The sequence below is a fragment of the Pseudomonas sp. 9_2_1 genome (assembly GCF_059295275.1).
The window spans coordinates 5,342,501-5,361,393 of the sequence record NZ_CM181239.1; the positions used below are offsets into that span (position 1 = coordinate 5,342,501).

The 18,893-nt window shown below is 62.0% G+C and carries 19 protein-coding genes (1 of these 19 cut by a window edge); 3 read left to right on the forward strand and 16 right to left on the reverse strand.

Annotated elements, in window-relative coordinates; all coding sequences use genetic code 11:
* From AC5O5I_RS24260 to mrcB, 10 genes are all read right to left on the reverse strand, one after another.
* Positions 1-265, reverse strand: the 5' portion of a protein-coding gene (locus AC5O5I_RS24260) for a hypothetical protein (RefSeq protein ID WP_494511699.1). It extends 113 nt beyond the left edge of the window; 265 of the gene's 378 nt are visible here — the first part of the coding sequence; the start codon lies at positions 263-265; its stop codon lies beyond the left edge, outside the window.
* A 441-nt stretch (positions 266-706) separates the two neighbouring features.
* Positions 707-1,318: a protein-methionine-sulfoxide reductase heme-binding subunit MsrQ gene (gene msrQ, locus AC5O5I_RS24265; protein WP_172230908.1), complete on the reverse strand. Its 612-nt coding sequence runs from the start codon at positions 1,316-1,318 to the stop codon at positions 707-709.
* Positions 1,318-2,331: a protein-methionine-sulfoxide reductase catalytic subunit MsrP gene (gene msrP, locus AC5O5I_RS24270; protein ID WP_494511700.1), complete on the reverse strand. Its 1,014-nt coding sequence runs from the start codon at positions 2,329-2,331 to the stop codon at positions 1,318-1,320. The genes msrQ and msrP overlap by 1 nt, the downstream gene beginning before the upstream one ends.
* Positions 2,332-2,409: 78 nt before the next feature.
* A complete protein-coding gene (pssA, locus tag AC5O5I_RS24275; RefSeq protein ID WP_172230914.1) occupies positions 2,410-3,261 on the reverse strand; it encodes a CDP-diacylglycerol--serine O-phosphatidyltransferase in 852 nt (283 codons plus the stop codon).
* Between the two features lie 150 nt (positions 3,262-3,411).
* Entirely contained in the window at positions 3,412-4,428 is a 1,017-nt protein-coding gene (gene ilvC, locus AC5O5I_RS24280) for a ketol-acid reductoisomerase (RefSeq protein WP_172230917.1), read from the reverse strand.
* Between the two features lie 55 nt (positions 4,429-4,483).
* On the reverse strand, positions 4,484-4,975 hold the full coding sequence (gene ilvN / locus AC5O5I_RS24285; protein ID WP_003250040.1) for an acetolactate synthase small subunit: 492 nt from the start codon (positions 4,973-4,975) through the stop codon (positions 4,484-4,486).
* Position 4,976: 1 nt separating this feature from the next.
* Entirely contained in the window at positions 4,977-6,701 is a 1,725-nt protein-coding gene (locus tag AC5O5I_RS24290) for an acetolactate synthase 3 large subunit (protein ID WP_172288354.1), read from the reverse strand.
* Between the two features lie 408 nt (positions 6,702-7,109).
* On the reverse strand, positions 7,110-7,442 hold the full coding sequence (locus AC5O5I_RS24295) for a YqcC family protein (RefSeq protein WP_172232067.1): 333 nt from the start codon (positions 7,440-7,442) through the stop codon (positions 7,110-7,112).
* The gene (locus AC5O5I_RS24300) at positions 7,442-8,245 is read right to left on the reverse strand and encodes a tetratricopeptide repeat protein (RefSeq protein WP_172232065.1); all 804 of its coding nucleotides are present in this window, start codon (positions 8,243-8,245) and stop codon (positions 7,442-7,444) included. Before AC5O5I_RS24300 ends, AC5O5I_RS24295 begins: the two co-directional genes overlap by 1 nt.
* Positions 8,246-8,260: 15 nt before the next feature.
* On the reverse strand, positions 8,261-10,582 hold the full coding sequence (gene mrcB, locus AC5O5I_RS24305) for a penicillin-binding protein 1B (protein ID WP_494511701.1): 2,322 nt from the start codon (positions 10,580-10,582) through the stop codon (positions 8,261-8,263).
* Positions 10,583-10,697: 115 nt separating this feature from the next.
* Between mrcB and AC5O5I_RS24310 the strand changes: the two genes are divergently transcribed.
* Together AC5O5I_RS24310 and AC5O5I_RS24315 are read left to right on the forward strand one after the other, a co-directional pair.
* Positions 10,698-12,260, forward strand: coding sequence for a bifunctional aminoglycoside phosphotransferase/ATP-binding protein (locus AC5O5I_RS24310; RefSeq protein WP_494511702.1), 1,563 nt, complete (start codon positions 10,698-10,700; stop codon positions 12,258-12,260).
* Positions 12,261-12,437: 177 nt separating this feature from the next.
* Entirely contained in the window at positions 12,438-12,716 is a 279-nt protein-coding gene (locus tag AC5O5I_RS24315) for a TfoX/Sxy family protein (RefSeq protein ID WP_172227607.1), read from the forward strand.
* 180 nt (positions 12,717-12,896) lie between these two features.
* Here AC5O5I_RS24315 and AC5O5I_RS24320 read toward each other — a convergent pair whose 3' ends face one another.
* The 4 genes from AC5O5I_RS24320 to AC5O5I_RS24335 are packed head-to-tail and all read right to left on the reverse strand — an operon-like array spanning position 12,897 to position 16,482.
* Complete coding sequence (locus tag AC5O5I_RS24320; protein ID WP_494511703.1) at positions 12,897-13,784, reverse strand: ChaN family lipoprotein; 888 nt, start codon at positions 13,782-13,784, stop codon at positions 12,897-12,899.
* A gap of 12 nt (positions 13,785-13,796) precedes the next feature.
* On the reverse strand, positions 13,797-14,564 hold the full coding sequence (locus tag AC5O5I_RS24325) for a heme ABC transporter ATP-binding protein (RefSeq protein ID WP_172287411.1): 768 nt from the start codon (positions 14,562-14,564) through the stop codon (positions 13,797-13,799).
* Positions 14,564-15,547: a FecCD family ABC transporter permease gene (locus AC5O5I_RS24330; protein WP_172227613.1), complete on the reverse strand. Its 984-nt coding sequence runs from the start codon at positions 15,545-15,547 to the stop codon at positions 14,564-14,566. Before AC5O5I_RS24330 ends, AC5O5I_RS24325 begins: the two co-directional genes overlap by 1 nt.
* Before the next feature lie 50 nt (positions 15,548-15,597).
* Positions 15,598-16,482, reverse strand: coding sequence for a heme/hemin ABC transporter substrate-binding protein (locus tag AC5O5I_RS24335; RefSeq protein WP_494511704.1), 885 nt, complete (start codon positions 16,480-16,482; stop codon positions 15,598-15,600).
* Between the two features lie 149 nt (positions 16,483-16,631).
* Here AC5O5I_RS24335 and AC5O5I_RS24340 point away from each other — a divergent pair, with 149 nt between their 5' ends.
* Positions 16,632-16,949, forward strand: a complete 318-nt coding sequence (locus tag AC5O5I_RS24340; RefSeq protein WP_494511705.1) for a Rieske (2Fe-2S) protein — start codon at positions 16,632-16,634, stop codon at positions 16,947-16,949.
* Here AC5O5I_RS24340 and sfsA read toward each other — a convergent pair.
* Positions 16,939-17,652: a DNA/RNA nuclease SfsA gene (gene sfsA / locus AC5O5I_RS24345; RefSeq protein WP_172227597.1), complete on the reverse strand. Its 714-nt coding sequence runs from the start codon at positions 17,650-17,652 to the stop codon at positions 16,939-16,941. The genes AC5O5I_RS24340 and sfsA overlap by 11 nt on opposite strands.
* The gene (locus AC5O5I_RS24350) at positions 17,652-18,824 is read right to left on the reverse strand and encodes a pyridoxal phosphate-dependent aminotransferase (RefSeq protein ID WP_494511706.1); all 1,173 of its coding nucleotides are present in this window, start codon (positions 18,822-18,824) and stop codon (positions 17,652-17,654) included. Before AC5O5I_RS24350 ends, sfsA begins: the two co-directional genes overlap by 1 nt.
* Between the last annotated feature and the right edge of the window lie 69 nt (positions 18,825-18,893).

An 18,893-nucleotide genomic window follows, 5' to 3' on the forward strand; every position in this document is an offset into this window, starting at 1 on the left:
TGTTAAAGAGCGTTTGGTTAAGAGCTTTTCGTCTCAACCGAGGCGCGCATTCTACGCTTTCCTCAGAGCCTGTCAAGCGTTTATTTTGAAGTTTTTTCCGAGAAACTCGTTTAGCTTCAAACACTTGGCTCGCTGCGATCTCTCGTAGCGGGAGGCGAATAATACAGCGTTTAAATCCGCTGTCAACTGCCTTTATCACCGCTGCCGATCTTTCGATCGAAGCCCTTACAGCATCGCCTGAACCACCTAACTCGTTGAATTTCAAGGAGTTTGTCGTTCCATTGTCGCTGGAAGTGGGGCGCATTATAAGGGGATTCGAAAGGGCGTCAATCTTTAATTTCAAGAAAGTGAATATAAGGGGAAAAGACCGCATCAGGGCTAACAGGTGCTCGCCACAACCCCTTCAGCGCCTATCAGATCGAGCGCCGCCCGCGCGGCGCATCGCGGATAAATCCGCTCCTACATTTGTTGCAACGTGGCCATGCCTGACAGGCCATGGTTGTCTGCGGTTTGCAAGACTCAAGACATGCACCAAGGCAGGCGACCATGGCGTAACAGGTTCGGCACGTTGCAACAAATGGAGCGGATTTATCCGCGATGCGCCGCGCGGGCGGCGCTCGATCTGATAGGCGCCAAAGAAACAAAGGCGAGCACCTTTCAAACCCAACTCGATCCCAAGACAGGCACCCCGCAACCTACCCCATCATCAAACCGCCCTACCCTGCTTCCTGACCAACCTTGCCAACCCCCGCGAAACCGCTGGAATCCTCAACCCCATCAACACCACCCCAATAAACGCATAAATCGCCCACTCCCGCAGATCCGAACGAACAATCCACAAAAAATGCAGTAACCCCAACCCCAACACCGCATACACCAGCCTGTGCAGCTTCTTCCACCGCGCCCCCAAACGCCGCTGGCTATACCGGTTCGAGGTAACCGCCAACGCCAGCAACCCAAGGAACCCCAGCGCCCCCACTATTATGTAAGGCCGCTTGCGCAACTCCACCGCCAACTGCCCCCAGTCCAGCCCGAGAATAAAGAACAGGTAGGCCAGGATATGCAGCACGATATAGGCAAACACCCACAGCCCCAGCTGCCGACGCACCACGACCCAGCCCGACCATCCCGTCAGCTTCTGCAGCGGGGTCATGCTCAGGGTAATCAAAAGAAAGGTAAGCGCCCCAAGCCCAAGACGGTCCATGATGATCTTCCCAGGATCCGGCCCGAGCAGATTCATCGCAGCCTCATATAACCACCACGCCGGGAACAGGCACCCCACAACAAAGATGGCCAGGCGAAACCAGGGATAGCGCATCAGTAGTTCTTCCGCAGATCAAGCCCGGCATACAGCGACGCCACCTCATCGGCGTAGCCATTGAACATCTGTGTCTCACGCACATTCGGGCTGAACAACCCGCTGGGCAGCCGACGCTCACGCGCCTGGCTCCAGCGAGGGTGATCGACCGTCGGGTTCACGTTGGCATAAAAACCATATTCATCCGGCGCCAACCCTTCCCAGGTAGTACCAGGCTGTTCGGCAACCAGGCTGATGCGCACGATAGACTTGATGCTCTTGAAGCCATACTTCCACGGCACCACCAGCCGCAATGGGGCGCCATTCTGATTGGCCAGCTCCCGGCCATACATGCCCACTGCCAGGATGGCCAAGGGATGCATCGCCTCGTCCAGGCGCAACCCCTCTCTATAAGGCCAGTCGATCAGGGCGAACCCCGAACGCTGCCCAGGCATATGCTCTGGGTCCTTCAAGGTCTCGAACCGCACATAGCGCGCATTGGAGGTGGGCTCAACCTGCTTGAGCACCTGCGCCAAGGGAATACCCAGCCAGGGAATGACCATCGACCAGGCTTCGACACAGCGCAGTCGGTAGATGCGTTCTTCAAGCTGGTAGGGTTTGACGAAGTCCTCAAGCGCATAGCGCCCAGGCTTGCCGACTTCTCCATCCACCACCACCGACCAGGGCTCGGTCTTGAGGCTGCCGCCATTGGCCGCCGGATCGCCCTTGTCAGGCCCGAACTCATAGAAGTTGTTGTAGTGGGTAGCATCCATGAACGGCGTGATCGCTTCGTCCTTCACTGTTACCGCTTGCCAGCGCGTGGCTGCAAGTTTGTCGGTGAACCAGCTTGGCGGAGTACCGGCCTGTACATCGGCATAGCGGGAGGCTTCGGCTGCACTCACCCTGCCCGGCAGTGAACCCAGGGCAAGGCCAGCCATGGCGCCACCCAGCAAGGTGCGACGGGAAAGGTAAATGCCTTCGGGGGTGATCTCCGACGCCTTGCACTCGGAAGACCTGGGAAGCTTGATGAGCATGGTCGGCTCCATAGCACTGGTAAAGGGTATACCAGTAAGACTATGGAGCCGGAGGGTTATTCCAGCATTAAATGTTTGTCACCCTTTACGCCGGCGGGCCTTGAGCAGGAACTGGACAGGGCCCGACGCTGCATAGGCGAGGAAGATCAGCAGCAGGATACGCGGCGGATCGCTGAACACCACCGCAAACACCAGGACCACGGCAAGGATCGCCACGAACGGCACACGACCCTTCAGGTCAAGCTCCTTGAAGCTGTTGTACTTGATGTTGCTGACCATCAGCATGCCGGCAGCAGCCACCAGCAACGCCACCAGGAACGACAGCTTGGAGCCCTGGATGCCGTAGTCACTGAACGCCCATACGGTACCGGCCACCACACCCGCAGCAGCCGGGCTGGCCAGGCCGATGAAGTAGCGCTTGTCGGCGGTGCCGACCTGGGTATTGAACCGGGCCAGGCGCAGTGCCGCACCGGCTACATAGATGAAGGCGACCATCCAGCCGACCTTGCCCATGTCACCCAGTGCCCAGCCAAATGCCAGTAACGCCGGGGCCACGCCAAAGGCGACCATATCCGACAGCGAGTCGTACTCGGCGCCGAAGGCACTCTGGGTATTGGTCATCCGCGCAACGCGGCCATCCAGGCCGTCGAGCACCATGGCCACGAAGATGGCGATGGCGGCAAAGGCGAAGTACTTGCTCGCCTCGCGCGGGTCACCCGCACTCAGGGCGCTCTGCGCGCTCATGGAGTTGATGATGGAATAAAAGCCGGCAAACAGGTTGGCGGTGGTGAACAGGTTGGGCAGCAGGTAGATGCCGCGGTGGCGCACCTTGCGACCTTCCGCGTCATGCCCTTCTTCAACGTGCTCATCGACAGGTAGCAGGCTTTCGGCGTCGGAGGGCTTGTTCGGCTCTTCGGGACGTTCGCTCATGGAGGGTACCTTGCAACAGGATGGAAAATGTTCGACACGGGCCGGCGAAACAGGTTCTGACAGCAGGCCACTGGTCTGCTTTATACCAGAAGCTGACTGCCAGAACGAAAAAACGCGGCCGAAGCCGCGTTTTTCATGATGCGATAAAACTTAGTTCTTGGCTTTGTCGACGATTTTGTTCGCCGAGATCCAAGGCATCATCGAGCGCAGTTGCTCGCCGATGATCTCGATGCCGTGCGAAGCGTTGTTGCGGCGCTTGGCAGTCATCGATGGGTAGTTGGTAGCACCTTCGGAGATGAACATCTTCGCGTACTCGCCGTCCTGGATGCGCTTCAGAGCGTTGCGCATGGCCTTGCGGGATTCTTCGTTGATGACTTCCGGACCGGTAACGTACTCACCGTACTCGGCATTGTTGGAGATCGAGTAGTTCATGTTGGCGATGCCGCCTTCGTACATGAGGTCAACGATCAGCTTCAGCTCGTGCAGGCACTCGAAGTAGGCCATTTCCGGCGCGTAGCCAGCTTCAACCAGGGTTTCGAAACCGGCTTTGACCAGCTCGACGGTACCGCCACACAGAACAGCCTGCTCACCGAACAGGTCGGTTTCGGTCTCGTCCTTGAAGGTGGTTTCGATGATGCCGGTACGGCCGCCACCGACGCCAGCGGCGTAGGACAGGGCGACGTTCTTGGCGTTGCCCGAGGCGTCCTGGTAGATGGCGATCAGGTCAGGGATGCCGCCGCCTTTGACGAACTCGGAGCGAACAGTGTGGCCCGGGGCTTTCGGCGCGATCATGATCACGTCGAGGTCGGCACGCGGAACAACCTGGTTGTAGTGGATCGAGAAGCCGTGGGAGAAGGCCAGGGTAGCGCCCTTCTTGATGTTCGGTTCGATCTCGTTCTTGTACAGAGCGCCCTGGAACTCGTCCGGGGTCAGGATCATGACCAGGTCGGCGGCAGCGACGGCGGAGGCAACGTCGGCAACTTTCAGGCCGTGGGCTTCAGCCTTGGCAACAGTAGCCGAACCTTTACGCAGACCGACAGTAACGTCTACACCGGAGTCTTTCAGGTTGCACGCCTGAGCGTGGCCCTGGGAGCCGTAACCGATGATGGCGACTTTCTTACCCTGGATGATGGAAAGGTCGCAGTCTTTATCGTAGAAAACTTTCATGAAAATACCCCTGGTTATATCTCGGCCCCTGCGGAGCCATCGCTAATTTTTGAATTTAGATGCTGAGCACTTTGTCGCCACGGGCAATGCCGGTAACGCCGCTGCGCACGGTTTCGAGAATCGATGCAGTGCCGATCGCCTGGATGAAGCTGTCCAGTTTGTCGCTGGTACCACTCAGCTGCACGGTGTACACGCTGGCGGTAACGTCGACGATCTGGCCACGGAAGATGTCCGTGGTGCGCTTGATCTCGGCACGCTGGGCACCGGTGGCCTTGACCTTGACCAGCATCAGTTCACGCTCGATGTGAGCGCTCTCCGACAGGTCGACAAGCTTGACCACTTCAACCAGCTTGTTCAGGTTCTTGGTGATCTGTTCGATCACCTCGTCATGGCCAACTGTGGTCAGCGTCAGACGCGACAGGGTCGGGTCTTCGGTCGGCGCCACGGTCAGGCTTTCAATGTTGTAGTTGCGCTGGGAGAACAGGCCGACCACACGGGACAACGCACCAGGTTCGTTTTCCAGCAGCAGGGAAATGATGTGCCGCATATCAGGTACGCTCCGTCTTGCTCAGCCACATGTCACGCATCGAGCCATCCTTGATCTGCATCGGATAGACATGCTCACTGCGGTCAACCGCGATGTCGATAAACACCAGACGGTCCTTCATCGCAAATGCTTCTTCCAGCTTCGGCTTGAGGTCCTTCAGGCTGGTGATGCGGATACCCACATGGCCATAGGCCTCGGCCAGCTTGATGAAGTCAGGCAGCGACTCGACGTACGAGTGCGAGTGACGACCGTTGTAAGCCATGTCCTGCCACTGGCGGACCATACCCAACACACCGTTGTTCAGGTTGACGATCTTCACCGGCAGGCCGTACTGCATGCAGGTGGACAGTTCCTGGATGTTCATCTGGATACTGCCTTCGCCGGTCACGCAGGCCACGTCCTGGTCGGGGAAGCTGAGCTTTACGCCCATCGCCGCCGGGAAGCCGAAGCCCATGGTGCCCAGGCCACCGGAGTTGATCCAGCGGTTCGGCTTGTTGAAGCGGTAGTACTGCGCCGCGAACATCTGGTGCTGGCCCACGTCGGAGGTGACAAAAGCATCGCCATGAGTCACTTCGCACAGGGTTTCGATGACTTTCTGCGGCTTGATGACGTTGCCGTCGCCCTTGTCGTAAGGGAACATCTCGCCATCGCCACGCCATTCGTCGATCTGCTTCCACCAGGCATCCAGCGCCGCCTTTTCAGGCTGCTCGCCGATTTCCTTGAGGATGCCGAGCATTTCGCCGAGCACGCTGTCGACCGGACCTACGATTGGCACGTCGGCCTTGATCATCTTGGAGATCGACGCCGGGTCGATGTCGATGTGGATGATCTTGGCGTTCGGGCAGAACTTGGCCGGGCCATTGACTACGCGGTCGTCGAAACGCGCACCGACGGCGAGGATCACGTCGGCATTGTGCATGGCCATGTTGGCGGTGAAGCTGCCGTGCATGCCGAGCATGCCCAGGAACTGGCGATCGGTACCCGGGAAGCCACCCAGCCCCATCAGGGTGTTGGTGACTGGCAGGTTGAGCGACTTGGCGATTTCGGTGAGGGACTCGGAGCCACCGCCCAGGATCACACCACCACCGGAATATACGATCGGGCGCTTGGCAGCCAGCAGCATCTCGGCGGCCTTGCGGATCTGGCCGGAGTGGCCGCGGACCGCAGGGCTGTAGGAGCGCAGCTTGACCTTTTTCGGGTAGACGTATTCGAACTTCTCGGCCGGGTTGGTCATATCTTTTGGAATGTCGACCACGACCGGACCTGGGCGACCGGATTGCGCCAGGTAGAAAGCTTTTTTCAGAACTTCAGGGATCTCGGTCGGGTTCTTGATCATGAAGCTGTGCTTCACGATCGGCCGCGAGATACCGATCATGTCGGTTTCCTGGAAGGCATCGGTACCCACCATGGTGCTAGGCACCTGGCCGGACAGAATGACCATCGGAATCGAGTCCATATAGGCAGTGGCAATGCCGGTAATGGCATTGGTCGCACCCGGGCCGGAGGTTACCAGCACCACACCGGCCTTGCCGGTGGCGCGGGCGTAGCCGTCCGCCATATGGGTTGCCGCCTGCTCGTGACGAACCAGGATGTGTTCCACTTCCGGTTCTTTGAACAGTGCGTCGTAAACATGCAGGAGAGCACCACCAGGGTACCCATAGATATGCTTGACGCCTTCGTCACGCAAGAAGCGGACGATCATCTCACCGCCGGATAAAAGCTCCACGTTGTTCACCTCTAAAACGCCAGAATACCGTCCCTAGTGGACGGGTCTTAATAGGTTTACTGCCAAGCAGAGCACGAGCGAACGTCAGCACTGACTGAGCAAGTATTGGGAGCGCCCCAGAGTGTTGCGGGGTTTTCCCACCCAGCGCGAGGTAACGCGTTGCGGGGTGTTACAGGTCGGCGCGGGTGTGCGCCTCATGATCTGCTTAGCGGGTCTGCTTCTGGCAGTCCCTCTACAGCGGAAGTTGGATTCTTGTGATTTGCGGCGTACAAGTCAAGAAAAATTATTGCCAATTTTTCCTCAAGATGAACCACTGCCACCACTAAAAATCGCTTCAGCAGCAGAATAAATAAGATTTCCACAAAAAAGGGCCACAATCTGCGGCCCTTGAACGAAAAACGGAAGAAATCAGGCGGAAGCAGCTATCAATTGATCAAAAGCTGCCAACAGGCGGCGCAGCTCGCGACTTTGTTCTGGTCGGTCGGTAAACACGGTTTCTGCCATGACCAGAATGCCGGAGGCGTTGGGTAGCTGCTGGCCCAGCTCAATGATGATCTTCATGCGCGGCAGGAAGATCCATTGCAGCCACTGTTCGAAGCTCAGCGTATCAACGGCAAACGGCACCGTGCTGTCCAGCGCCTCGTCGCTTGGTGGTTCGTCATCCCACCAGCCCTGCACCTGAAGCTCACGCTCGATCAGCAGCAGGTTGTCGGCAATATCCAGAATGCGTTGCTCGATCATCACGAATTGACCTGGGCTTTTTGACGGGCCAATGCCGCACCTGCGCTGTCACCCTGCTTTTCACGGGCCTGGGCAATGGTGTTCCACAGCGCAGCCTGCAGGCTTGGGCGACCGTTGGCATACGTGAGGGCCCGACGCGCCAGCTGCTCGGCTTGCGCTGCATCACCCTGCGACAGCCGCACCTGGGCCAGGCGATACAGCACCTGCGGCTCGCGCGGGGCAATGCGCTGGGCGCGCTCGAGGCTCGACGCAGCACCGTTGAAATCACCGCTGCCCTGCTGGGTTTTCGCGGTGGTCAGCAGCGCCAGCACCGGGCCGTCCAGCTGTTCATCGGCCGACAGGCCACCGGCAGCGGTGTTGCTGCGCGGAATGCCGGTTGGCGCGCTGGTGCTCGCCGGAGCGCTATTCATCGAGGCGATATCGAACGGTTCATCGGCGATCGGGTTGGGGTTGGTGGTCATCGGCGCCGAACTGACCGGGCCTGGGGTAATTGGCCCCGGGGTGATCGGCGAGGTGCTGATGGGCGCCGCGCCATTGGCCGCCGGGAACGTCTGGATGCCTGAAGCGCCAGCACCCTGCGGGATCATCACGGTGACGCCAGAGTCTTCTGGCAGCGTCTGCGCTTGCGCAGTGCCCGCATTGTAGCCACCCGCCGAGCGGTTGGCCGTTACACGTTCGCTGTTGGACACGCGGGTGCTCGAGTCGACCACCGGAATATTGCCGCGCTGGACGCTGGAGCAGCCCTGGAGCACAACCAGCGCCGTCACGGCAGGAAACAGCCACTTGTTCACGTAACACCTCATCAATGCAGCCTGCGCTTAATTCATCCAGCCTTTGACCCAGTCCATGACTGATTCTGCCGGATTCTGTTCGCCGCCACAGGTCGCGCCGGCGGGCGGTTCACTCCCGCGAATATACGGCATCTGCACAGCTCCCGGACAGCTGCCATCAGACCCATGGCCACTGTAGGGGTCGATCCAGGCCTCCACCACGTTGTCCGGCTGCGGCATGTCCAGCGGCAGGGGGTCGGCTTTTTTCATGAAGCTGGTCCACACCTGCAGGGCACCGGTGGCACCGGTAAACGGTGTTTTACCGTTATCGTCACGGCCCATCCAGACCACCGCCAAAAGGTCCTGGCTGAAGCCGGAGAACCAGCTGTCGCGCGAATCGTTACTGGTACCGGTCTTGCCAGCCAGGGTCAGCGAACGCGGCAAGGTGTTGTACACCGAGCGCCCGGTGCCTTCGCGCATGACCCGCTGCATGGCGTTCTGCACCAGGTAGATGGCCCCCGGATCGAAGGTTTGCTGGATCTGGAACGGATAGCGCTTGAGCGGCTCGCCCTCGGCGGTAAGCACGCTGCGGATACCGCGCATCGGCGTATTGAAGCCGCCGTTGGCGATGGTCTGGTACATGGTCGCGACCTGCATCGGCGACATGCCACCGGCGCCCAGCAGCATTGCCGGGAACGCCGGCCAGTCGACATTCACGCCCAGCCGGCCAATGGTCTTGATCACGTTGGGCACGCCGACTTCCAGGCCAAGCTTGGCAGTCGACAGGTTGTAGGAGTTGGCCAGCCCCTGATACAGGTAGATGGTGCCATGTGGGCGACGATCATAGTTTTGCGGGCGCCAGACCTGGCCGTCGGCACCTTTGACCGAGAACGGTTCATCCTGTACCCAACTGGTCAGGGTGTACTTGCTCGGCTGTTCCAGCGCGGTCAGGTACACCGACGGCTTGACCAGCGAGCCGATAGGCCGGACGGCGTCGATGGCGCGGTTGAAACCAGCGTAGCCTGCCTGGCGGCTACCGATCAGCGCCTGCACTTCACCGGTTTCCGGATTGGTCACGACCATCGCCGACTCCACCTCGTCAGCGCCCTTGCGCCCCGCCAGGCGTTTGAAGGTCTCGCTCATCGAGGTTTCGGCCTTCATCTGCAAAATCGGGTCGAAGCTGGTGAAGATGCGCAGGCCTTCTTCGGTCAAGTCTTCGTCACGGTAGTCCTGGCGCAGCTGGCGCTTGACCAGGTCGAGGAAGGCCGGGAACGAGCTGTCGGCCAGGCTGCCTCGCTTGGTCACGCCCAACGGCATCTTCTTCGCCGCATCGACTTCGGCCTGGCTGGCCACGCCCTGCTCGGCCACCAGGTCAAGTACAAGGTTACGGCGGGCCAGGGCACGATCAGGGTAACGCCGCGGGTTGTAATAGGACGGCCCCTTGACCATGCCCACCAGCAAGGCGATCTGGTGCAGCTTCAGCTCGGACAGCGGCTGGCTGAAGAAGAACTGGCTGGCCAGGCCAAAGCCGTGCACGGCCCGCTGGCCATCCTGACCGACGAACACCTCGTTGAGGTAGGCCTCGAGGATTTCGCGCTTGTCGTAGTGCAGCTCCAGCAGCATGGCCATCATCGCCTCGGTCAGCTTGCGGCTGAGGCTGCGCTCGCTGCTGAGGTAGAAGTTCTTCACCAGCTGCTGGGTCAAGGTACTGCCGCCCTGGCGCATCGAGCCGGACGAGGTATTGACCCACATCGCCCGGGCAATGGACTTCGGTGATACACCGAAGTGGCTGTAGAAATCGCGGTCTTCGGTCGCTACCAGGGTCTCGAGCAGGTATTTGGGCACCTGGTCGATCTTGATCAGGATGCGGTCTTCGAGGTTTTTCGGGTAGATACCGCCGATCATCAGCGGCTCCAGGCGCACCACGTCAAGCGACTTGCCGTTGGCGCCGGAGAGGCCAGCCACATAATCGCCGGAGAAGCGCACGCGCACGAACTGCGCAGGTTCCATGCCCTCGTAGAACTGGAAGCCACGGGTGTTCAGGTCGACGGTATTGCCGTTGACTGCCACTGCACCCGGGCCGTTGGCCGCGCTTTCACGCCGGTAGCCGAGCGCATCGAGCTCGGTGAGGAAGTCGGCCTTGCTGAGTTTCTGGCCGGTGAACATCTCCAGCGGCCGGGCGTACACCTTGGCCGGGATGGTCCAGCGTTTGCCGGAAAACTTCTCCTGGACAACGGCATCGAGGTAAACCGCGAAGCCGGCGACGATCACCAGGCCTACCAGGCTGAGCTTCAAAGCCCAGCCCAGCCAGGCGCGGGAGCGGCCAGTCGGGCGTTTCTGAGGGGTGCGGGAATTTCGGGTTCGGGTCATGGCGGCGGATTATACGCACTTTATAAAGGCTGGGCAGACGGCCCGGCGGTAGGCAGGGACGGCACCATTGACCATAATGGCGCATTCGAATTCCCTGCCCCCGGAAGGTTTTCCTGTGAGCCAAGCCCTTATCACTGCGTTGCAGAACCCAGCCCTGTACCCTCACCCTGTGGATGGGTTCCAGCTCATCGAGACGCATATCTCCTGGGTGCTGCTCACCGGCGAGTACGCCTACAAGGTCAAGAAGCCGATGAACTTCGGCTTTCTCGACTTCACTGGCCTGGACCAGCGCCAGCATTTCTGTAACGAAGAATTGCGCCTGAACCAGCGCCTTACCGAAGGCCTGTACCTGGAAGTGTTGCCGATTACCGGCAGCGCCGAAGCACCGCAGATCGGTGGCGAAGGCGAGGCTATCGAATATGCGCTGAAGATGCGCCAGTTCCCCCAGGGGCAGATGCTCAGTACCCTGCAGGCCAATGGCGAACTGAATGCCGCGCACATCGACCAGATGGCCCAGCAGATTGCCGAATTCCACCTGCAGGCGCCGCGCGTGCCGGTAGAGCACCCACTGGGCACGCCGGACAGCGTCATGGCGCCTGTGGAGCAGAACTTCGAGCAGATTCGCCCGTTCCTCAGCGACAAGGCCGACCTGCAGCAACTCGATGCCCTGCAGGCCTGGGCCCGCAGCAGCTTCGAGCGCCTGCACGGGCTGCTGGAAAAACGCAAGGCCAATGGCTTTATCCGTGAGTGCCACGGTGACATCCACCTGGGCAACGCCACGCTGATCGATGGCAAGGTGGTGATCTTCGACTGCATCGAGTTCAACGAACCGTTCCGCCTGACCGACGTCTACGCCGACACCGGCTTCCTGGCCATGGACCTGGAAGACCGGGGCCTGAAGTGCCTGGCGCGACGCTTCATCAGCCAGTACCTGGAACTGACCGGTGACTACGAAGGCCTGGAACTGCTCAACTTCTACAAAGCCTACCGCGCACTGGTGCGGGCCAAGGTGGCGCTGTTCAGCATGCCGGCCAATGCTGATGGCGTGCAACGGGCCACCACCCTGCGCACCTACCGTAACTACGCCAACCTGGCCGAGAGCTACAGCGCCATCCCGTCGCGCCTGCTGGCAATCACCCACGGTGTCTCGGCTGTAGGCAAAAGCCATGTGGCCATGCGCATGGTCGAAGCCCTGGGCGCGGTTCGCGTGCGTTCGGATGTGGAACGCAAGCGTCTGTTCGGTGAACAGCCGGCGCAGGATGCCGGCCAATTGGCCGGCGGTATCTACGACCAGGATGCCAGTGCTGCCACCTACCAGCGCCTGCACGAGGTTGCGTCAACGGTGCTGCGCGCCGGGTTTCCGGTAGTACTCGATGCCACCTACCTGCAACGCGGGCAGCGCCTGGCAGCAGCGGCTGTCGCCAGCGAGACGGGCGTACCGTTCCTGATCCTCGACTGCAACGCACCGGACGCGGTGATCGCCAGCTGGCTGGAACAGCGCCAGGCAGAAAACACCGACCCGTCGGATGCCACCCTGGAAGTGGTCAAGGCCCAGCAGGCCAGCCGTGAACCGCTGGATGCCCACGAGCTGGAACAAAGCACCCGGGTCGATACCCAGGATGCCAGCAGCATGAACCAGGTCATCGAACAGATTCGTCAGCGCCTGCCGGGCCTTTAACCTCATCACTCTCCTGCTCTGACCTCTTCGCGGGCAAGCCCGCGAAGAGGCCGGTACAGAACAGCTCATCCACCCCGATGGCAAAAAGCCGCGTATTCCCCAACCCCCGCTACACTCCTCTCTGACCTGCTCGCGATTTATCCCCCAAGACCCGTTCAGCCATCGCAAGGAGGCTAGATGAACGATGAATTGCAGCATCTGAAGAACCTTGGCAAGACCTCTGCGCAGTGGCTGCATGCAGCCGGCATCCACAGTGCATCGGATTTGCGCCGCCTGGGCGCGGTGGGTGCCTACCAGGCCGTGAAGACACGAGGGTTCCGCGCATCGAAGGTGCTGTTGTATGCCATTGAAGGCGCCCTGCTGGACATGCACTGGAACGACTTGCCGCTCGAACGCAAAGAAGCACTTAACCAGCAACTGGATGCGAAAGGCCCGGCACAAAAAAATCCAAAATAATCGTGAAAATGGATTGACGTGAAAATGAGAATCGTTATGATTATCGCAACTGGTCGCGAGACTGGTTGGATAAGCTAAGAGCCCCTGGTTCGGACTCTCAGATTATCTCCTCATCAGGCTAATCACGGTTATTGACCCGGCTTTTTGCCGGGTCTTTTTTTGCCTGAATTCCACCCGGTCCTATCGTCGCAGCTGAGCGCAGTAATCCTGCTGCGGCATCGCCGGCGTGTACCACACATAGTCAGCCTCGGCTGCCTCGACCTTTTCGCCAACCTCGGCCAGCAGCAGCACCTTGCTTTCCCCCTGTGCGCCCAGGTCGGCCAGGTGCAATGGCACACCCAGGTCCTTGCGCACGTGATAGGCCCCGGCGAACAGCATTGCCGGCTGCGGCGCGGCCAGCAGGCGCTCGGCCATGCGCCGGTCGCGCTGCTGTTGCACGGCCAGCATCGCCGGCAACTGGCTTTCCGGCAGCATCCCGCAATGCCCCGCGCGCACCTCTTCCAACAGGGCGGCTTTCACCGCTGGCGTATTGGACTGCTCGCCCGCCAACGCGGCCGGCTGGCGGTAGGCCTGGCGCATTTCGGCGGGAGAAAGGTTGGCCGCCAGCAACGGCACACCGCGTTTTTGCAAGGCTTCAGTAACGATCGGGCCGTAAAGCTGCCAATCCCAGCCCTCCTGCCAGTCCAGGGCCTTGGGCAGGTCTGCCGGCAACGGCTGCCCGGCAGCCTTGTCCACCCGAGCCTGCTGCTCGGGCTGCAACATCTCCAGCAGCAGGCTGCCCTGCGTACGCCGAGCCTGCAGGGCCCGCAGCAACCAGAGTTGCAAGGCGTGATGGTCAGGGTTGTCATGTTTCTCGCCGACCAGAACCCGGGGGGCGACCGCCAGACGCTGCAGCAACTGCTCAGGGCTGATCCGCTGGCCACTGGCAAGATCGATTATCTGTCCCAGCTGCGGATCACTGCGCCCCTCACTGCTTTGCCAGGCGGGCAATGGCGGCAGGCTGGCCTGGCAGCCACCCAGCACCAGCACCATGCACAGCCACAAGCCGGACAAAAGCGCAAAGCGCATCGGCAATGCCTCCTAACGCGTGATGATCAACGGATGCCCGCGCTCCGGGTGCGCCTGTACCAGCACATCGATCCCGTATACCTCTTTCAACGACCCGGGCGTCAGCACAGCTTCGGGCGAGGCGAACGCATGGCAGCGGCCCTGTTCCAGCAGCAGGATACGGTCACAATAGCGCGCCGCCAGGTTCAGGTCATGCAGAATCACCAGCACCGCGGCACCACGGTCGGCGAAGCGGCGCACGGCTTCCAGGGTGGTGTGCTGGTGCAGCGGATCGAGCATCGAGGTCGGCTCGTCGAGCAGCAGCGTGGTGCCCGCCTCCCCCGGCCACAGTTGCGCCAGTACCCTGGCCAGATGAACACGCTGCCGTTCGCCGCCGGACAGCGCCAGGTAACTGCGGCCCACCAGGTGCCAGGCATCTGCCGCGCGCAACGCCGCCTCGATGATTTCTGCATCGCGGCGCTGCCCGGTGCCATGGGGCATGCGCCCCATGCTCACCACTTCCTCGACCCGAAACGAGAAGCCCAAACTGGAGATTTGCGGCAGCACCGCCAGGCGCCGGGCGCGTTCCTGGCCGGCCCAGTCGGCCAGCGGCCGGCCCAGTAGCGTGACATGCCCGCGGTCGGGCGCCAGCTCGCCGCACAGCACGCCCAACAGGCTACTCTTGCCCGCACCGTTGGGGCCAAGTACACCCACTACCTGCCCCGGGCTCAGCTGTACGCTGATGTCATGCAGCACCTCATTGCTGCCCCGACGCAGGTGCAGGCCCTCGACTTGCAACATCAGCTGCGCCCTCGTATCAGCAATAACAGGAAAAACGGCGCACCGATGAATGCCGTTACAATACCGATTGGCAGCTCGGCAGGCGCCAGCAACAGCCGCGCCGCCAGGTCGGCGAACAGCATCAGCACGCCCCCTGCCAGTAACGAGGCGGGCAGTACCACGCGGTGATCCGGCCCGGCCAGCAGGCGTACAAGGTGCGGAACCACCAGGCCGATAAAGCCGATCAGGCCGGCAGCGGCCACTGCAGCGCCCACGCCCAGCGCCGTGCAGAACACCAGCTCGCGCTTGAGCCGCTCCACATCAACCCCCAGGTGCCGCGCCTCGGACTCCCCCAACAGCAGGGCATTCAGCGCCTTGGCCCGACGCGGAAGCCACAGTGCAACACCCGCCGCCACCAGCAGCAGCGGCCACAGCCGCTGGTAACTGGCGCCATTGAGACTGCCCAGGTTCCAGAACGTCAGCGTGCGCAGGGTGGCGTCGTCGGCCAGGTAAGAGAACAGCCCCACGGCCGCGCCCCCCAGCGCGGTCATCGCCACACCGGCCAGCAGCATCGTGGCGACGTTGGTCTGGCCATCGCGCCGGCCTAGCCGGTAGACCAGCGCGGTTACCCCAAGCCCGCCAACAAAAGCGCAGAACGACAGCAGATAGGGCGCGAAGGCATCCGGCATGCCGCCAAACCAGGCGCCGCCAACGATGGCAACCGCTGCCCCCATCGCCGCGCCGGCAGACACCCCCACCAACCCGGGGTCGGCCAGCGGGTTGCGGAACAGCCCCTGCATGGCCACGCCAGACAACGCCAGCACTGCGCCCACCGCCAGCCCCAGCAAGGTACGCGGCAAGCGAATCTGCCCCAGGATCATCTCGGCCTGTTGCAAACCGTCAGCGCTAATTGGCAACCCCAGCAGGCGCAGGCCGGCGCGCAGGGTATCGAACAGCGGCAGGCTGACCGGCCCCAAGGCCAGCGACAACCACACCGCCAACAGGCACAGCAGGCTCAGGCAAACGAACAGCGTACGTGGCTGGACCCGCTGTTTCATTGTGCGAAGCTGGCCTGGGCTGCCGGGTAGAAGGTGCCAGCCAAAGACTGCAAGGTCGCCGGCAGGCGTGGCCCCAGCCCGCCGACCAGCAGGGTCGGGTCAAGCGACACCAGGCGCTTCTCGCGTACGGCGCGCGAGGCCGCCAACGCCGGGTTTTCTTTCAGCAGTGCTTGCAAGGCCTGATCATCAGCCAGCGCCCGGTCGGAGACCACCACGACATCGGCGTCCAGCGCGGCCAGTGCTTCATTGGAGAAGTTCTTGTAACCCTGGTGCTCTGCCAGGTTACGCCCGCCAGCCTGGCGCAAAAGCCAGTCACCGGCGGTGCCCTGCCCGGCGATCAGCGGCTTGGCACCGGCATGCCCGACCAGCAACAACACCCCCGGCGCCTTCTGCCCGGCCTGGGCCTGCCTGACCTTGCCCTGCAAGGCGTCAAGTTGCTGGTGATAATCCGCCGACAACGCCGAAGCTTGCGCTTCTGCGCCAAGCAACTGCCCAAGGTGCTTGAGGTTTGCATCCACCGCAGCCAGTTCGGCCTTGCTGGAGAACAGCTCGACCTGCACGCCGGCTGTGCGAATTTGCGCCAGCACCGGCGGCGGCCCCATTTCGTCGGTGCCCACCAGCACATCCGGTCGCAGGCTCAGGATGCCTTCGGCCGACAGCTGCCGCTGATAACCCACACTGGGCAGTGACTTCAACGATGCCGGGTGCTGGCTGGTGGTGTCGACGCCGACCAGCCGCGCTTCACCACCCAGCGCGGTTATCCACTCGCTCAGTGCACCGCCGGCGCTGACCCAACGCTGCGGCAGTTGGGCCGCCAGGGCCTGGGTGGAGAGCACAAGGCTTGCGAACAAGCCGAGCACGGCGACAGGACGGCGCATCATCGGGTTTCCTTCTTAAGGCGGGCCGCGCGCCTTGTGGCGGGCGGCAGAACTGCGCACCATAGACAGCCGGACGCAGCGAATGCGGGCAATTTGATAATTATTCGCATTGAAGCGTCAAGCCATCATCTGTTTCACGAGTCGTCCCTGCCATGCACTTCCTTTGTACCTCCGACGGCCTGACCGAAGGCCAAGGCCGCGCCTTCAGCGTAGACGGCACCGAACTGTTCGGTGTGCGTCGCCAGGGCCTGGTGTACCTGTACCGCAACCGCTGCCCGCATCGGGGTATCCCGCTGAATTGGGCAGGGGATGCGTTTCTCGATGAAAGTGCCAGCCTGATCCACTGCGCCCATCATGGCGCGCTGTTCCTGATCGACAGCGGCGAATGTGTCGCCGGCCCCTGCGAAGGTGAGCAACTGCAGGCCCTGGGCTGCCATGAAGACAGCCTGGGCATCTGGCTCAAGGGGTAAGCAGCACTGGCAAACCGCGGTCGATGACGATTCCTTCAGGATCCAGGCGGGTGCCATAGGCCAGCACCTCCACGCCATCCGCCACGGCGGCGCGCAGGGCCTGGGCATAGGCCGCGTCGATTTCTTCGGCCGGGCGCACGGCGTCGATGCCGGTCAGGTTCACGCAATACAACTGCACCGCCCGTACCCCCTGCCTGGCCAGTTTAGCCAGCTCGCGCAGGTGTTTGGCACCACGCTGGGTGACCGCATCGGGGAAGGCCGCCACCGTGCTGTCGGGGAAGCCCAGGGTCACGCTCTTGACCTCGACGTAGGCCGGGGCGCCGTCGAACTCCAGGCGAAAGTCGATGCGGCTGCCTTCCTCGCCGTAGGCCACTTCACGCCTGAGCGCGGTAAAACCGGCCAGTTCGGCGATGCTGCCGGCGCGCAGGGCCTCTTCTACCAGCGCATTGGCCCGCCCGGTGTTCACGCAGGCCAGTCGCCCCTGCGGGGTTTCGCTGATTTCCCAGGTGCCGGGCAGCTTGCGCTTGGGGTCGTTGGAGCGGCTGAACCACACCTGCCCGCCTTCACGCATGCAATTGAGCATGGAGCCGGTGTTCGGGCAGTGGATGGTCATCTGCTCGCCGCCGGCCAGCTCGATGTCCGCGAGAAAACGCTTGTAGCGGCGCAGCAGGCGGCCCTGTTCGAGTGAAGGAGAAAACCGCATCAGCCTTGCCAGCTCCGCAGGCCACGGGCGATACGCTGCACCGCTTGCTCCAGGCGTGGCAGGCTCTGGGTGTAGGCAAAGCGCACATGGTGCCCGGCCAGGTGGCGGCCGAAGTCCAGCCCCGGGGTGAAGGCCAGGTGCTCGGTTTCCAGAAAGTGCCTGCAGAAGGCGAATGCATCACCGCCAAAGGCACTGATATCGGCATACAGGTAGAACGCCCCCTGCGGCTCGACGGCAATCCGGAAGCCCAGTTCGCGCAGGGCAGGCAACAGATAGTCGCGGCGGCGGGCGAATTCGGCGCGGCGTTCTTCGAGAATGGCCAGGGTTTCCGGCTGGAAGCAGGCCAGCGCGGCATGCTGGGCCATGCTTGGTGCACTGATGTACAGGTTCTGCGCCAGCTTCTCCAGATCGGCCACTGCGCCAGGGGGGGCGACCAGCCAGCCCAGGCGCCAGCCGGTCATGCCGAAATACTTGGAAAAACTATTCAGGACAAACGCCGAGTCATCGACTTCCAGCACGCTGGGTGCATCCATGCCATAGGTCAGGCCGTGGTAGATCTCGTCGACCACCAGGTGACCATGGCGCTGATGAACGGCCTTTGCCAGGCTGGACAGCTCGTCACGGCCCAGCACGGTGCCGGTCGGGTTGGCCGGCGAGGCAACCAGCGCGCCGACCGAATCCTTGTCCCAGTAACGGTCGACCAGATCGGCGGTGAGCTGGTAGTTCACCTCGGGCCCTACCGGCACCAGTTGCGCACCACCTTCGACCAGGCGCAGGAAGTGGCGATTGCAGGGGTAACCGGGGTCGGCCAGCAGCCAGTGCTTGCCCGGGTCGACCAGCAAGCTGCTGGCCAGCAGTAGCGCGCCGGAGCCACCGGGGGTAATCAGGATGCGCTCGGGGTCGATACTCAGGCCATAACGCTGCTCGTAAAAGCCGGCAATGGCCTGGCGCAGCGCCGGCAACCCGCGTGCGGCGGTGTAACGCGTGTGCCCGTCGGCCAGTGCAGCCTGGCCAGCGGCGACGATCGGTGCAGCCGTGGTGAAGTCCGGTTCGCCGATTTCCAGGTGGATCACGTCGTGCCCGGCGGCTTGCAGCTCATTGGCCCGGGCCAGCAGCGCCATGACGTGGAAGGGTTCGATGGCGCGGCTGCGCGCACTGTAGGGGTGGGCCATGACCTTCTCTCAATAGGGTCTAAACTAGAGATTCTACCTCTGCACGCCACCGAACGTACGGCTCGCGCT

Bases quoted from the DNA above. Each gene is read 5' to 3' on its own strand.
- msrQ (WP_172230908.1), bottom strand. From the start codon at position 1,318: ATGCGCTATCCCTGGTTTCGCCTGGCCATCTTTGTTGTGGGGTGCCTG.
- msrP (WP_494511700.1), bottom strand. From the start codon at position 2,331: ATGCTCATCAAGCTTCCCAGGTCTTCCGAGTGCAAGGCGTCGGAGATC.
- pssA (WP_172230914.1), bottom strand. From the start codon at position 3,261: ATGAGCGAACGTCCCGAAGAGCCGAACAAGCCCTCCGACGCCGAAAGC.
- ilvC (WP_172230917.1), bottom strand. From the start codon at position 4,428: ATGAAAGTTTTCTACGATAAAGACTGCGACCTTTCCATCATCCAGGGT.
- ilvN (WP_003250040.1), bottom strand. From the start codon at position 4,975: ATGCGGCACATCATTTCCCTGCTGCTGGAAAACGAACCTGGTGCGTTG.
- AC5O5I_RS24295 (WP_172232067.1), bottom strand. From the start codon at position 7,442: ATGATCGAGCAACGCATTCTGGATATTGCCGACAACCTGCTGCTGATC.
- AC5O5I_RS24300 (WP_172232065.1), bottom strand. From the start codon at position 8,245: ATGAGGTGTTACGTGAACAAGTGGCTGTTTCCTGCCGTGACGGCGCTG.
- mrcB (WP_494511701.1), bottom strand. From the start codon at position 10,582: ATGACCCGAACCCGAAATTCCCGCACCCCTCAGAAACGCCCGACTGGC.
- AC5O5I_RS24315 (WP_172227607.1), top strand. From the start codon at position 12,438: ATGAACGATGAATTGCAGCATCTGAAGAACCTTGGCAAGACCTCTGCG.
- AC5O5I_RS24320 (WP_494511703.1), bottom strand. From the start codon at position 13,784: ATGCGCTTTGCGCTTTTGTCCGGCTTGTGGCTGTGCATGGTGCTGGTG.
- AC5O5I_RS24325 (WP_172287411.1), bottom strand. From the start codon at position 14,564: ATGTTGCAAGTCGAGGGCCTGCACCTGCGTCGGGGCAGCAATGAGGTG.
- AC5O5I_RS24335 (WP_494511704.1), bottom strand. From the start codon at position 16,482: ATGATGCGCCGTCCTGTCGCCGTGCTCGGCTTGTTCGCAAGCCTTGTG.
- AC5O5I_RS24340 (WP_494511705.1), top strand. From the start codon at position 16,632: ATGCACTTCCTTTGTACCTCCGACGGCCTGACCGAAGGCCAAGGCCGC.
- sfsA (WP_172227597.1), bottom strand. From the start codon at position 17,652: ATGCGGTTTTCTCCTTCACTCGAACAGGGCCGCCTGCTGCGCCGCTAC.
- AC5O5I_RS24350 (WP_494511706.1), bottom strand. From the start codon at position 18,824: ATGGCCCACCCCTACAGTGCGCGCAGCCGCGCCATCGAACCCTTCCAC.